General features: G+C 60.2%; 10 protein-coding genes. 3 read left to right on the plus strand and 7 right to left on the minus strand.

What is annotated here, in order from left to right:
- Positions 1-5: 5 nt before the first annotated feature.
- Together H7698_RS00885 and H7698_RS00890 are read right to left on the minus strand one after the other, a co-directional pair.
- Complete coding sequence (locus tag H7698_RS00885; protein ID WP_057005036.1) at positions 6-1,358, minus strand: DUF1329 domain-containing protein; 1,353 nt, start codon at positions 1,356-1,358, stop codon at positions 6-8.
- A gap of 66 nt (positions 1,359-1,424) precedes the next feature.
- Positions 1,425-3,095 carry a DUF1302 domain-containing protein gene (locus tag H7698_RS00890; RefSeq protein ID WP_090234955.1) on the minus strand — a complete coding sequence of 557 codons (1,671 nt, stop codon included), beginning with the start codon at positions 3,093-3,095 and terminating at the stop codon, positions 1,425-1,427.
- A gap of 229 nt (positions 3,096-3,324) precedes the next feature.
- On the opposite strand from H7698_RS00890, the gene H7698_RS00895 reads away from it, so the two are divergent.
- The 3 genes from H7698_RS00895 (at position 3,325) to folE (ending at position 8,175) form a co-directional block, all read left to right on the plus strand.
- Complete coding sequence (locus H7698_RS00895; protein ID WP_194690350.1) at positions 3,325-3,774, plus strand: hypothetical protein; 450 nt, start codon at positions 3,325-3,327, stop codon at positions 3,772-3,774.
- Between the two features lie 195 nt (positions 3,775-3,969).
- Positions 3,970-7,533, plus strand: a complete 3,564-nt coding sequence (locus H7698_RS00900; protein WP_126588870.1) for an indolepyruvate ferredoxin oxidoreductase family protein — start codon at positions 3,970-3,972, stop codon at positions 7,531-7,533.
- Positions 7,534-7,617: 84 nt separating this feature from the next.
- Positions 7,618-8,175, plus strand: coding sequence for a GTP cyclohydrolase I FolE (gene folE, locus H7698_RS00905; RefSeq protein ID WP_057005034.1), 558 nt, complete (start codon positions 7,618-7,620; stop codon positions 8,173-8,175).
- A 28-nt stretch (positions 8,176-8,203) separates the two neighbouring features.
- On the opposite strand, the gene H7698_RS00910 is transcribed toward folE, so the two are convergent.
- The 5 genes from H7698_RS00910 to H7698_RS00930 are packed head-to-tail and all read right to left on the minus strand — an operon-like array spanning position 8,204 to position 14,372.
- The gene (locus H7698_RS00910) at positions 8,204-8,959 is read right to left on the minus strand and encodes an SDR family NAD(P)-dependent oxidoreductase (protein WP_126588869.1); all 756 of its coding nucleotides are present in this window, start codon (positions 8,957-8,959) and stop codon (positions 8,204-8,206) included.
- Between the two features lie 18 nt (positions 8,960-8,977).
- The gene (locus H7698_RS00915; protein ID WP_126588868.1) at positions 8,978-10,030 is read right to left on the minus strand and encodes a phosphotransferase family protein; all 1,053 of its coding nucleotides are present in this window, start codon (positions 10,028-10,030) and stop codon (positions 8,978-8,980) included.
- On the minus strand, positions 10,027-11,322 hold the full coding sequence (locus tag H7698_RS00920) for an acyl-CoA dehydrogenase family protein (protein ID WP_057005031.1): 1,296 nt from the start codon (positions 11,320-11,322) through the stop codon (positions 10,027-10,029). Before H7698_RS00920 ends, H7698_RS00915 begins: the two co-directional genes overlap by 4 nt.
- A gap of 24 nt (positions 11,323-11,346) precedes the next feature.
- The gene (locus H7698_RS00925; protein WP_126588867.1) at positions 11,347-12,084 is read right to left on the minus strand and encodes an SDR family NAD(P)-dependent oxidoreductase; all 738 of its coding nucleotides are present in this window, start codon (positions 12,082-12,084) and stop codon (positions 11,347-11,349) included.
- Between the two features lie 50 nt (positions 12,085-12,134).
- Positions 12,135-14,372: a CoA transferase gene (locus tag H7698_RS00930; protein ID WP_194690351.1), complete on the minus strand. Its 2,238-nt coding sequence runs from the start codon at positions 14,370-14,372 to the stop codon at positions 12,135-12,137.
- Positions 14,373-14,472 lie beyond the last annotated feature (100 nt).

Raw genomic sequence — 14,472 nt, forward strand, 5'->3', positions numbered from 1 at the left:
TGAGGTCAGCGGGTCTGGCCACCGGCAATGGTCTGCGGATTGGCTTCACGCTCGGCGACCGGTTCCTGGCGGTAGCGCGTCGGGCCGTTGCCGAACATGCCGTACTGGTCACGGGTGAAGTCGTACAACGAGTAGGAATCCTGTTGCGGGTTATTGGGAATGCCATACGCCTCGATGTTGTATTGCGAGCCGGTACGGAACAGCGCGCCGCTGTCGTCCCAGGCGTCGTAGACCGCAGCACCAAAGGTGTCCTCGTCGATGTAGTAGCGGCGTTTTTTCTGCGCGTGGCGGACGCCGTCCTTGCGGGTCGCTTCCACCACCCAGACACGGTGCAGTTCCCAGCGTTCACACGCGGGATTGATGTGTTTGGGCATGAGTTTCTTGTCCATGTCGCAACCCCATTTCAGCGTGTAGTTGCTGTAGGGGATGAACATTTCCTTTTTACCCACCAGCTTCCAGTCGAAACGGTCCATCTTTCCGGAGAACAGGAAGATTTCGTCGTAGAACGCCACCCCGCCGAACGCCGAGTTGGGGGTGTCGTAGTTGAATTCCGGAGCCTTGCGCACGCGGCGCTGGCCGGTGCTGTAGCTCCAGGCGTAGCGGGAGTCGGCGACCGGGTCGAGATAATCCCAATACCCGGATGCCTGGCCGGCCGTACGGGCCGGCGCGACGATGCGCGACCAGATACGCTGGGCGATTTTCGGATCACGCCCGGGAACATCCATCTGGTAGAAGGGTTTTTCGCCGGTGGACCGATTGGTGTTGGTTAGCGTCGCGTGGCCTTCATTAACCACGTAGGCACTGTGGTTCCAGTCCCAGCCATTCACGCCCTGATAGTTGAGGATGTAGTTCCACATCAATTCCCGGCCATCTCGCGGCAGCGGGAATGGCAGGCCGCCCCGGCACCCTTCGCTGATCGACAGCCCGTCGTTCTCGGTTTTGCAGTCCTTGCGGCTGGCGTTGCGCTGGGTGGCTGCCAGGAAATTCGCCGGAAAGGTTGCCGTCCTGTGGGTGGGGTACACCTCAAGATAATAAGTGTCGGGGTTCTGCTTGAGCAGTTGCAGCTGCCCGGCCGCCAATTGGTCGGCGTACTGGTCGGCGTTAGCCGCCGTAATGCGCAAGCGGGGTTTTTCATTGGCAAACGGGTTGGGCCAGTTGCCGTCGCCGGGCACCAGCCCTGCGGGCACTTTCAGGCCACCGTCGTAGGGCGGAATAGTGCCTGCCGCGTTACCCGCCACAATCGCGCCAAAGCTCGTGAGCTTACCGCCCAGGTCGGCGGTGGTAGCGCCCTCATCGGCCACAGCCGCCCCCGCCAAAGCAATGGCCACAAGGCCCATCGCATATGCATTAACCGTCATAACGTTCTCCATTCAGATGGGTGATCGCCGAGTCCGGTGATCACTGCATTGCAGTTCAGGCGCGGCTCAGAACGCAGTGCTGAGGGTCAGCGAGACCCAGTTGCGGTCGGTCAGGCCGACGTCGCCGGTGCCCCCGACGACGGTTTTTCCGACGCCGGCAACGTCTGCATATTTGCGTTCGCTGCCGTAGCCGATGTACGACAGAGTCACGTCGACGCGCTCGTCGTAGGTGCCCTTCACACCTGCTTTCCAGGTGTATTTGCCTTCGTTGCCACCGCCCGTGGCGGCATTGCCGTTGACGCCGTAATCCACACTCATGGGCGTGGAAATATTCCAGCCAGGGAACACCCCAAGCCATTGCGGCGCAAAGCTAACGGCCAGGCCGACATAGTTCTTGGTAGCGCAGCCGTAATGCTTGTCCTGCCCCGCCGGGCAGCCGCCATAGCCTTCTCCTTTGAACAGTTCCTCGTGCTTGGTCACCCGTTGCACATGACTGAACGCCATTTCGGTGATCAGGCTGCCGGTGTCGAAGTAATCGGTGCGCGGCAGCAACCACAGGCCGTTGACCACCATGTGCCACGTGTCACCGCGAGCGCCCTGATTGTCGGCAGTGCTGATGTTGCTGGAGACCAGCGAGGTGTTCTGGCGATACGACAGGTCGACGCCGAGGGAACCTCCGCCCAATACCGGACCTGCGGAGTAACCCAGGCCATAGAGCTTGACGTTCTCGGCGTACACGTAACGGGCGAAGGTCGGCGCTACTTGCAGGCCCCACGGGTTGTAGTCATCGAACTCGCGATAGAACGCGCTGACCTCCGAATGCAGGAAGTCGAAGCTGTAGGTGCCCATCACGCCCCAGTTGCCCCTGTCCTTGGGTTTGACCGGATCAATCAACGGCCGCGAAACACCGCTGAACAATGGCAAACGGTCCGGCCCTTCCAGGGCGACGTCGGCGGAGGCCAGATAGGTACCGCCTTCAGGCGCGCGCGTGGTGTCCCATTCGAAGAAGTATTGCGCTGCCAGCGACAACTTGTCGGTGACCTGAGCCTGGGTTGAAATCTGCGTCAGCGGCAGGAAGATTTCACGGGTCTCGGTACCAGGGTTGCTCACCGCCTTGCGCCCATCCAACGGTGCTTGCGAGTAGGACACCGCATGCCCGGCAATCAGCAGGCCGTTGCCCCAGTACACGGTATGCCGGCCGGCACGCACGCTGACCGGAATCTCACCCAGGTCGAAGCGGGTAAACGCAAAGGCGTCCAGCAACTCGCCGCTAGGGCCACGGTGATAGCGTTTGGTGAAGCTGGAGTATTTACCGTTGTTGTAGCTCGGCGTGCTGGTACCGGGGAACGCACCTGGGTAGTAAACATTGCCGGGGCTGGTTTCGACATCAGTGTTTTCATATGCCTGGTCGTACCAGCCAGCGCCGCTGATGCGAAAGCCGTTGTACTGCTTGTACGCGACCTCCATTTCGCTCATCAAATCGACACGATTGGTCACCACATCGCCCCGATCAAACTTGGCGTCGGACTCGTCGTAGCTGGCGTTATTGGCCAACGCGGAGTCGCGCCCCTCGGCCCGTATGCCCAGGTTGTAACGTACGGTGTTGTCCCAGCGCGCGGTCCAGTCCGGATTGCCGGTATCAAACTCGGCGGCCTGCACAGCGCCAACAGTCAAGGCACACCCGGTCACGCTGAACCAGACAGCCAGGCTTAACGGCTTTAGCTTTGCGTCGATCATCAACACTCCCATTACTTTTTATTGTTGTTGGCAGCCGAAGCGTTGGGCCGTCTGGACCGCGCCAATGAGCGCTCGTCTGTGGGCTTTCGGTATGGACTGAAGTAGACGGGACGGGGAGGTTCGAGACAACGATTGGGAGTATTGCTGAAATGCATTTTGGTATTGGTCAAATACTCCCGACCTATACTCAAAGGTCCTGGATCGTACTTTTTGAGTACAGGAGGTGACCATGAAATCGGGAACCCGGACAGCGACACTCCTAGCCGCTGCGATGATCGTCGGCTGTACGACTTCATCAAGCCAGACAGTGACTGTTCCCTTGAACGCTACACCACGCAACGGCGGTCAGATCGCCAATGCAACGCTGGCCGTTCAGGGCAATGAGACAGCGTTTTCCTTTGTCGTCAGTGGAGTTCCAAGCGGCACCCTTCGGCCCTTGAATCTCTACACCTTTATCAACAAAGGCAGCTGCGAGCGCCCCGGGACTGTCGCCTATGCAATGAATGACCGGATCAACACCAATCGCATTTCTGCAACGCGCGGCTGGACCTATTCACGAAGTGCGCCAGTGACGCTGGCAGAGCTGCTTTCTGGTGGATATTACTTAGTAATAAGGACCACTCCGGCCGATGGCAACGTGGATATTTTCTGTGGGGATATCAAGCCCGAAACAAAGTGAAATGACACCAGACCGATAACCGGCTTTATCTACAACAGCGTGAAGAACAGTGTGCGTTGCGGTATTTGAATATCCGATACCGCCCCATTGTTTTTGTGATTTTACGATGGCAAAACTGCTCCCTAGACTCCAGCCAATAACTAGGCAACGCCGCTCTCCTGGCGCCGCCATGACAATAAAGCCTGGAGGATGAACATGAGTGCGCCCCCGTCTCTGGATGACAAGTACGTCCAGCACACTGGAAAAGTTTTGCTCACCGGGATTCAGGCGCTGGTGCGTCTGCCGCTGATGCAGCGCCAACGCGATCTGGCCAATGGCTTGAATACCGCCGGTTTTATTTCCGGGTACCGTGGCTCGCCGCTGGGTGGTTTCGACCAGGCATTGTGGAAGGCGCGCGACTACCTCAAGGAACACCACACGGTGTTCCACCCAGGCATGAACGAAGACCTCGCTGCTACCTCAATCTGGGGTACGCAACAGGTCAATCTCTTCGAAGGCGCCACCTACGATGGCGTGTTTGGCATGTGGTACGGCAAGGGTCCGGGCGTCGATCGCTGCGGCGATGTGTTCCGCCACGCCAACGCCGCCGGCACCTCGAAATTTGGCGGCGTGCTGGCCATTGCCGGCGACGACCATGGCGCACGCTCCTCCTCGCTACCGCACCAGACCGAACACATTTTCAAAGCGGTGATGATGCCGGTGCTGGCGCCATCGGGGGTGCAGGAATACCTCGACTACGGCATGCATGGCTGGGCCATGTCGCGCTATTCCGGCTGCTGGGTCGCCCTCAAAGCGGTGGCCGATACCGTAGAGAGCGCGGCCGTCGTCGACATCGACATTCATCGCGTACAACCGATCATTCCCGATATCCCGCTGCCCGAAGGTGGCTTGAATATCCGTTGGCCGGACCCGCCCCTGGCACAGGAACAGCGCCTGCTGGAACACAAGCTATATGCTGCCCTCGCCTATGCACGGGCCAACCGCCTCGACCGTGTCGTGATGGACTCAGCGAAAGCGCGCATCGGCATCATCACGTCAGGCAAATCGTACCTCGACGTTTGCCAGGCACTGAAAATCCTCGGCATCGACGAAACACTCGCCCAGCAGATTGGCCTGCGGGTCTACAAGGTCGGCATGGTTTGGCCGCTGGAGGCTGAAGGCGTCCGGCAGTTCGCCGAGGGCCTGGAAGAAATCGTGGTGGTGGAAGAAAAACGCCACATGATCGAGTACCAGTTGAAGGAAGAACTCTACAACTGGCGCGAGGATGTGCGCCCGCGCATCGTCGGCAAGTTTGACGACAAGGGTGAGTGGAGCCTGCCGCACACGGGTTGGTTGCTACCCGCCATCAACGACCTGACCCCGGCTATGATCGCCCGGGCGCTGGCCAAACGCATTTTGCGCCTGCATCAAAGTGGCCCGCTGCAAGTGCGCCTGGCGGTGCTGGATGCGCAATTGGCGAGCAAAGACCAGTTCAGTAACCTGATGGAACGCGTGCCCCACTACTGTTCCGGTTGCCCGCACAACACCTCGACCAAAGTCCCGCAGGGCAGTCGCGCATTGGCCGGCATCGGCTGCCATTACATGGCCGCCTGGATCTACCCGCAGACCCAGACGTTCAGTCAGATGGGGGGCGAAGGCGTGGCGTGGATCGGCCAGGCACCGTTTACCACTACTCAACATGTGTTCGCCAACCTCGGTGACGGAACCTATTTCCACTCCGGCATTCTCGCGATTCGGGCTGCCATCGCGGCCAAGGTGCAGATCACCTACAAGATTCTCTACAACGACGCCGTGGCCATGACCGGCGGCCAACCAGTGGACGGCAGCCTCAGCGTGGCGCAAATCAGCCGGCAACTCGTTGCAGAAGGCGTGCAGCGTGTGGTGGTGGTCAGCGAAGATGTCGAGAAGTATCAGCACATCCATGATCTGGCAGACGGCGTGCCGGTGCTGCGTCGCGACCAGATGGACGAAGTGCAGGAACAGCTGCGCCAGTTCCAGGGCGTATCCGCAATCATCTATGACCAGACCTGCGCTGCGGAAAAGCGTCGGCGTCGCAAGCGCGGCAAGTTTCCGGATCCGGCACGCCGTGTCGTAATCAATGAAGCAGTGTGTGAAGGCTGTGGCGATTGCAGCAGCAAATCCAACTGTATGTCGGTGGTGGCGGTGGAAACCGAGTTCGGCCGCAAGCGTGAAATCGACCAGTCCTCTTGCAACAAAGACTTCACGTGTCTCAACGGTTTTTGCCCGAGTTTTGTCACGGTCGAAGGTGGCACCTTGCGCAAACCCAAGGCCTTGGCGGCCGCGAAGGATGACGTGTGGGATTTGCCGACGCCCGCGACCGTCGCGCTGGATGAGCCTTACAGCATCCTGATCACTGGCGTGGGCGGTACGGGCGTGGTGACCATCGGTGCCCTGCTGGGGATGGCGGCGTTCATCGAAGGTAAAGGCACGCTCAATCTGGACATGGCCGGCATGGCGCAAAAAGGCGGCGCGGTGTGGTCGCACATCCGCATCGCCGCGCACCAGGAACAATTGTTTGCACCGCGGATTGCCGAGGGTGAAGCGGGCTTGCTGCTGGGTTGCGACCTGGTGGTCAGTGCCAACACCGAAACCTTGTCCAAGCTGCGTCACGGCGTCACCCATGCCGTGGTCAACAGCGAGGAAAGCATTACCAGCGCTTTTGTGCGCACCTTCGCCCAGCAAGCGGAAAGTGGTGATTTGCTCAAACACCCGGACCCGAAATTCCAGACCCAGAGCATGTCGGCACAAATTGTCGAAGCAGTGGGCTCCGACCAGGCGGACTTTGTCGACGCCAGCAAAATTGCCACGGCGTTGTTGGGTGATTCGATAGCCACGAACACCTTCATGCTCGGCTATGCCTACCAGAAAGGCTGGTTGCCGGTGGGTAAAGCGGCGCTGCTACAGGCCATCGAACTGAACGGCACCGCGGTGCCCTTCAACCTCTCGGCCTTTGACTGGGGCCGGTGCAGCGCCCATGACTTGCCACGGGTTTTACGCAAACTGGAAGCCGGCAAGGTGCAAAGCCCGGACCGCTTACTGTCGCAAAGCCTGGAAGAAACGCTGGCACGGCGCATGGAGTTTCTCACTGCGTACCAGAACTACGCCTATGCCCAACGCTACCGGTTTCGTGTCGAGCAATTCATCAAGGCGGAAACCGCACTGTTCGGACAACCCGGCAAGCTGTCGGCGAGTGTCGCCCGATATTACTTCAAAGTGCTGGCGATCAAGGATGAATACGAAGTGGCGCGCCTGTTTACCGATGGACAATTCCTGGAAAAAATCCAGGCCGGCTTCGAGGGCGACTACCGCCTGCGCTTCCACCTGGCACCACCGCTGCTGAACGATAACGGCTCCGGTCGCGAACCGAAAAAACGCAGCTTCGGCCCGTGGATGCTGCAAGGCTTCAAGCTGCTGGCCAGGCTCAAGTTCCTGCGTAATACCTGGCTTGATCCGTTCGGTCGTACCCATGAACGCAAGGTGGAACGCAACTGGCTGGCCAGTTACGAACGCGTCCTCGATGAATTACTCACTGGCTTGACGGCCGACAAGCTGAGCCTTGCTCAGGAGTTGGCGGAGTTGCCAGACAGCGTTCGCGGTTATGGTCCGGTGAAAGAGCGTTTCCTCGGCCACGCCGAAAAGCGCCAGGCGCAATTGCTTGAGCAATGGCGTAATGGTCCGAGTGTCACGTTTCACGATGCCAGCCAGGTCACCGGCAAAATCGCCATCACTCAACTGTAAATATCCCGGCCCTGGGCCAGGTGCCAGGACCCGGGTTGCATGCGATGCCGCCCGGGAAGTTGGCTAAAACAATAAGGTCGACCCATGAACGAAGAGCTGGCCAGAAACTACCGGGAGATTCTTCACGGAGTGGGCGAAGATCCAGAGCGAGAAGGCTTGCTGGACACGCCAAAACGCGCGGCGAAAGCCATGCAGTACCTGTGTCATGGCTATCAGCAAAGCCTCGAACAGATCGTCAACGGCGCGTTGTTTGAATCGGACAACGATGAGATGGTCATCGTCCGTGACATCGAACTGTACTCACTCTGCGAACACCACCTCCTGCCGTTTATTGGCAAGGCCCATGTCGCCTATATTCCCACTGGTAAGGTGCTGGGGCTGTCGAAAGTGGCCCGCATTGTCGATATGTTCGCTCGCCGTTTGCAGATTCAGGAAAACCTGACACGGCAGATTGCCGACGCGATTTCCCTAGTGACCGATGCCGCCGGAGTGGCGGTAGTGATCGAGGCAAAACACATGTGCATGATGATGCGCGGTGTGGAGAAGCAGAACTCGGTGATGAGCACCTCGGTAATGCTCGGCGCGTTCCGCGAGTCGTACAACACCCGCCAGGAGTTTTTGCAGTTGATCCGCGGTCGCTAGGAGAGGCGCCAGGCGCCCCACCTTCAACTCAACTGAGCATCAGCATGCCGCCATCAATCATCAACGTTTGCCCGGTGACAAATCGCGAACCGTCTCCGGCAAGAAATACCAGCACAGGCGCCAGATCCCGGGCCGGTTCACCCAGCTGTCCGCCGATGGGCACTTGCCTTGTCATGTAGGCATCGTGCTGCTGCAATTGCTCGGTGCTCATGCTCGCGCGAGTCGCCTCGTACATCGGCGTCCACATCGCCGGGGCGATAGCGTTGACGGTAATGCCCAAGGGGCCCCATTCCCGCGCCACCGTGCGCGTCCACGCCAGCACCGCCCCCTTGCTGGCCGCGTAATGGGCTTTGCCGGGCTGTCCGATGACGCCTGCCGCAGAGGCGAAGTTGATGATCCGCCCACCGCTGCCCTTCAGCAGCTCATAGGCCGCGCGGTTGGTCAGGAATGTGCCACGGGTATTCACCGCAAAGACTTTTTCCCACTCGTCCAGCGTGATGCTGTCGGCACTGGCATTCGGCGCGATACCCGCAGCATGTACCAGCACATCCAGACCATTGAGCCGTTCGTTGGCCCAGGCGAAAGCGGCATCCACGGATTGGCTGTCAGCGATATCGCAGACTCGTGTATGCGCCCACCCGCCACCGTCCCCCGTCATCAAGGCGGCTTCGCCCAGGTCGAGGCTGACGACATAGGCTCCCTCCTCCACAAATGCTTTGACCACTGCCGCGCCGATACCCCTGGCGCCTCCCGTGACGATGATTCGTTTACCGGCCAGTTGCATGGGCTTTCCCTCTGGTTATCAGGCGGTTTGATCGATGCGCTGCAACGCCGTAGCGAATAGATGCAACGCTGAGGCGTGGTGTTTTTCACCCGTGACCATCGAGGCTTTACCCGCACACGCACGGGCGTAACTGACTTCGAGAAAGATGCCGAGTTTGAAACCCGCCAACACCAGGTACCAGGTGAAGTCCGCCAACGAGCGCGAGCTGCCGGCGTGGTAATGGGCGACCAGTTCGTCGCTGCTGCAAAAGCCGTCCCAGGGATGCACTTCGATGGTGCCGGCACCACGACCGTCGGCACAGGGCCAGGTGACCACCAGCCAGGCAAGGTCGAGCAACGGATCACCGATGGTCGCCAGCTCCCAATCGACGACCGCGGCCAACTCCCCGCAGTCATGCCGGAACATGACGTTGGACAGGTGAAAGTCGCCATGTTGAATACCGGCCTCAAACTGCTGCGGGCAATGATCGCTCAGCCAATTGGCCAAACGTGCAAGTCCCGGCAGGCTGCTCGCCCCCGGCCAACCGGGGTAGTCTTTGACGCTGTCCAAGTGTGCCAGCCAGCGTGAGACCTGACGCTGATGAAAACCGTCCGGGCGGCCAAAGTCCGCCAGCCCCACCGCCTGGTAGTCAATGTCGCCCAGACGCAATAGCGCATCCACCATGGCAAAGCCCATGCGCCTGCGCAGCGCCGGCCGTTCAGCATGGGGTGCTGGCAATCCTGCGGCGCTATTGGGGTTGAAGCCCTGCACTGGTTCCATTAAATAAAAACTGGAGCCCAGAACGGCCTGGTCAGTACAGTCGGCGATCAAACCGGCATGGGGCACTTGCGATCCGGCCAATACCTTGAGCAGGCGCGCTTCACGGACGATGGTTTTACCGCCGACTTCGCGCAGTTCCAGGGAAGGCCGGCGCAACACGAATTCACGCACGCCTCGCCGAAAGCGCAGCAGCAGATTCTGCGTGCCGCCGGCTAAACGTACCGCAGCCTTGATCGGGCCACTTTCCAGGTCTTGGGTGTCCATCCAGTCGGCCAGGCGCTCGAGGTCGACCAGATCCTGCCAATCGTTCATACGTCGCGCTCGCCGAGACTGGCCAGCACGCCGGCGTATTTTTCCCGGGCGCGGGCCGCGGCGGTGGGCCGATGGTAATCGGGGAACAACTCGTCGCAGGGCTGATAGTCGCGCAGCAGCTGTTTGGCCACCGTGACTTTGTGCACTTCGGTGGGCCCGTCGGCCAGCCCCATCTGGAAGGAGCGGACGATGTACCCGGTAAACGGCATTTCTTCGCATACCCCTAACGAGCCATGTACATGCAGGGCGCGCGCGGCGATGTCATGCAACACCTTGGGCATGGCGGCTTTCACCGCAGCGATGTCCTTGCGCACCCGCTTGTAGTCCTGATACTGATCGATGCGCCACGCCGTACGCATCACCAGCAAGCGAAACTGCTCCAGTTCGATCCACGAATCGGCAATTTTTTCCTGGACCATCTGCTTGTCCGCCAGGCGGCTGCCCTGGGTACTACGCGACAGGGATCGTTCACAGAGTGCATCAAGGGCTTTTTGCGCCTGGCCGATCACCCGCATGGCATGGTGCACGCGGCCACCACCGAGCCGCACCTGAGCCACGACAAATGCCTGGCCGGGCGCACCGAGCATGTCGCCCGCAGGCACTCGCACCTTGTCGAATGACAGGTAAGCATGGGTGGCGGCGGGGTCATCGGCGATACCGACGTTACGGATAATGCTCACCCCGGGCGCGTCAGCGGCGACGATGAACATCGACATGCCTTCATACACCGATACGCTTTTATCAGTGACCGCCATCACGATATAGAACGCTGCGTAGCGGGCATTGGAGGCGAACCATTTTTCGCCGTTCAGCAGCCAGTCATCGCCATCGCGCACCGCTTCGGTGGTGAACACGGCAGGATCCGCGCCACCTTGCGGCTCGGTCATGGCGAAGCAGGACACGATATCGCCATCGAGCAACGGTTGCAGGTAGCGCTGCTTCTGCGCCGGGGTGCCGTAATGGGCGAGGATTTCCCCGTTGCCTGAATCGGGGGCCTGGCAGCCAAACACAATCGGGCCGAACAGCGAGCGGCCGAGAATTTCATTGATCAATGCCAGGCGCACCTGGCCATACCCTGCCCCGCCCAGTTCCGGGCCCAGGTGACACGCCCACAACTTGCGAGCCTTCACCTGCGCTTGCAGCGGTTTGACCAGTTGCTTGAACAACGGATCGTGGATATTCCACGGGCTGCCCAGCACATGATCGAGGGGCTCGACTTCCTCCCGTACAAACTGCTCGATCCAATCCAGTTCCGCCTGTATCTCGGGGTCGGTCTGAAAGTCCCAGGCCATGGTGTGTCTCCTAGCAAATAGCGATCAGGCCAGCAGCATGCCGCCGTCGACCAACAGGGTTTGGCCGAGCACATAGCTGGCCAGCGGCGAGGCAAGGAACAGGGCCACGTTGGCCATGTCCTGGGGCGTGCCCAAGCGCCCTTGAGGAATGGCGCGCAATGCGCCTTCGAGGCGCTTGGGGTTGCTGGTGGTCACCCGCGTCAGCTTGGTTTCCACCAAACCGGGGGCAATGCCATTCACCCGGATGCCGTCACGTGCCCAGGCTTCGGCCAGGGTGCGAGTCAGTCCGAAAGCACCGGTTTTCGAGGCGTTGTAGGCCGGGTTGCCACGCGTGGAGTGGAAGGCGGCAGCGGAGCTGACAGTGATCATCGAACCCTTGGCCTGCATCAGCAGTGGGTGAAATTTCTGCGCGCACACCATCAGGCTGGTGAGGTTGACGTCGAGTACTCGCTTGAAACCCTCGGTGAGAAATTCCTGACGGTCGTAGAGCACCGTGCCTTGTGCCTGCACCAACACATCCAGGCGGGTGAATGGCACACAGACCCCTTCGATCAATGCCGCATCCGCGACGTCTACCTGGGCGTAATGCAGGCCTTCAAGATTAGAGTCAGGTGAGTCGTTATAGGCCGCCGCCGAGGCACGCGTACCCCAGACATGCACCTCGGCACCGCGCTGGCGAAAGTTCTGCGCAATGCCATTGCCGATGCCACTGGACCCGCCAACTACCAGCACGGTTTTACCGCTGAAATCCAACTCGTACATGGGTATTCCTTGTGCTTGTCGAAAAATCCTGTCGGGCAATAGGCCCACCGTTACAGCGCCACCAGGCCAACCGAGGCCAATCGTTCGAGCTCGCTGCCGGTAAAGCCGAGGCCTTCCAGAACTTGCCGGGTATGTTGGCCGACGGCGGGTGGCGGACGCTGCAGCGATAACGGCAAGTTGCCGAAGTCCCAGAACGCGCCGATCTGTTGCAGGTCACCGTAAACAGCATGTGAGTAATGAGCGTGCAGACCCGCTTCGGCGTGTTCGGGGCTGTCGAGAAAGGCATCCATCTGCGCTTCCAGCACTGCCTGTGCAGGAACCTGCGCTGCGACCAATGAGGCGAGCGCCGCTTGCCGGGTCTGATCGGCAAACCAGGTTTCGGGCTGATCATCCACCAGCCTCTCGAAACGTTGCACCTCATCCGGTTGCAGCGCTGCCACCACCAGCCAGGAATCGCTACACCGATACAAACGATGGGCATCACTCAGACCGGTCTGTTGCGCGTCCAAATGATCGATTGGTGTGAGGCTGCCGTCTTCCAGCACCACCGCTTCGCTCATCGACAGCATCGTGGCGCCCAGCAATGACGAGCTGACCATTTGTCCGACGCCACTGCGGTTGCGCTCATACAACCCCAGGAGCAAGGCGTAGAGCGAGGACAGACCGGCAAAAAAATCACCCACGCCGAAGCGCAGCCACATGGGCGCCTGGCCCTCACCGCCCTGCTCGACTTCCCAGCCGCAAGAGGCCTGCATCAGTTGGTCAAAGCCCGGCCAATCCGTGCGCGGTCCGGTCGGTCCGTAGGCACTGACATGGCAATACACCAGCTGCGGGTTGAGCGCTTTGAGGCTCTCGTAGTCGACCTTGAGCTTGCGTGCGGCGGGAAGCCGCATGTTGTGGTGTACCACATCGGCCCAACGTGCCAACGCCTCTACGGCGGGCTCGGTCTGCCGATCGCCCAACTGCAACGCGACGCCCAATTTGCCACGCTGGGTACCGCTGAAAATCCGCTCCAGGCGGCGCATGGCATCGCCCTTGGGCGCCTCGATTTTAATGACTTCTGCCCCCAGGTCCGCCAGCAACATGCAGGCAAACGGCCCGGCCAGATAGGCGCCCAGATCCAGTACTTTCAGACCGTGCAGCGGAGGCAAGGGCGCCGGACTCGACCTGGGCAGTTGCGAAGGGATCACAGCATCGGCGCCAGACAGTCCGGCGTTCCCCTCACCTGCCAGAGGTGCGCTACCGCCAACTCGTGCGGGTGGCTGCACCTGCCAGGCAGGGCCTGGTTGCAGTGTTTTGCCCAACTGCACATCGTCGACTTCAACCACATAGCCATTCAGGCGTGCTTGTTCGTCGAAGTAGATATCGCCAAATGGAGCGGCAATTTGCGCAGCAACGTCGTGCTGCCAGAAATGCTCGACCCATTCCTGTGCCGACCGTGTGGCAATGATCGCCTTGTTGGCGCCGAAGTTTGGCGCCACATGGCTCGATGGCCACAGCGCGTTCAAGCGAGCCACTTCGGTTTCGCCGAACTCACTGAGTGCCGCGGCCATCCAAGGGGATTTGTCCGGCGAATAATGCACATGCAACCAGCGGCCATCAGCGCACTGGTGCAATGGAATTGGAATGTGTTTATCCAGACCTTTGGCAAAGGCCGGGGTCGGTGTTTGTGCGCGGTTCCAATGCATGGTCATTGGCACCAAGGCTGCCTGAGCCAAACTCGTATGAGCGATGCCGCCGCAGCCGTCACGGTCGCGCGCCAGTAACCGCGCCATCACCCCGACCACACACAGCCAGCTGGCCAGCCAATTGGCAAATGGCATGCGTACGAACACCGGGCCGGGGCGATGCGCCGGCTGTTCGTCCAACAGGCCCAGGCGCGCCAGGATAAGCGTTTCCCGGGGAATGGAATTCGCCAGTGCATGCCGATGGGGCCAGCCGCTGATCGCTGAGATAACCAATCGAGGGAAGTCTGCAGTGAGCTGCGCGTCTGCCAGACCATGGGCCTGCGCTACCGCGGGGGTGAAGTCATGCAGCAGCACATCGGCGCTGGCTAGCAACGAGTTCAGTTGCTGGCGATCTGCGGCATTTTCCAGGCAGAGGATGACACTTCGTTTGCCACGGTTAAGCACAGCAAACAGCGCCTGTTTCTCTCTGGCACGGTTGGCGGGTGGCTCGATCATCACCACTTCGGCACCCGCTTCGCAAAGATGCATGCCAGCGGCAGATCCGGCAATGCCGGAACACAGACTGATGACGCGAATTCCTTCGAGGATTGCCTGGCTCATTCAGCACCTGTCTTCTTCTGCGCTTAGCGTTTTGCAGCAGAGCTGCAGAACGAATCCATGGCGTTACCCTAAGCGATCGGCGATAAATTCCATAGATAGA

The sequence above is a fragment of the Pseudomonas sp. p50(2008) genome (assembly GCF_015351605.1).
Taxonomy (GTDB): domain Bacteria; phylum Pseudomonadota; class Gammaproteobacteria; order Pseudomonadales; family Pseudomonadaceae; genus Aquipseudomonas.

Bases quoted from the DNA above. Each gene is read 5' to 3' on its own strand.
- H7698_RS00900 (WP_126588870.1), top strand. From the start codon at position 3,970: ATGAGTGCGCCCCCGTCTCTGGATGACAAGTACGTCCAGCACACTGGA.
- H7698_RS00895 (WP_194690350.1), top strand. From the start codon at position 3,325: ATGAAATCGGGAACCCGGACAGCGACACTCCTAGCCGCTGCGATGATC.
- H7698_RS00915 (WP_126588868.1), bottom strand. From the start codon at position 10,030: ATGAACGATTGGCAGGATCTGGTCGACCTCGAGCGCCTGGCCGACTGG.
- H7698_RS00910 (WP_126588869.1), bottom strand. From the start codon at position 8,959: ATGCAACTGGCCGGTAAACGAATCATCGTCACGGGAGGCGCCAGGGGT.
- H7698_RS00885 (WP_057005036.1), bottom strand. From the start codon at position 1,358: ATGACGGTTAATGCATATGCGATGGGCCTTGTGGCCATTGCTTTGGCG.
- H7698_RS00930 (WP_194690351.1), bottom strand. From the start codon at position 14,372: ATGAGCCAGGCAATCCTCGAAGGAATTCGCGTCATCAGTCTGTGTTCC.
- H7698_RS00925 (WP_126588867.1), bottom strand. From the start codon at position 12,084: ATGTACGAGTTGGATTTCAGCGGTAAAACCGTGCTGGTAGTTGGCGGG.
- H7698_RS00890 (WP_090234955.1), bottom strand. From the start codon at position 3,095: ATGATCGACGCAAAGCTAAAGCCGTTAAGCCTGGCTGTCTGGTTCAGC.
- H7698_RS00920 (WP_057005031.1), bottom strand. From the start codon at position 11,322: ATGGCCTGGGACTTTCAGACCGACCCCGAGATACAGGCGGAACTGGAT.
- folE (WP_057005034.1), top strand. From the start codon at position 7,618: ATGAACGAAGAGCTGGCCAGAAACTACCGGGAGATTCTTCACGGAGTG.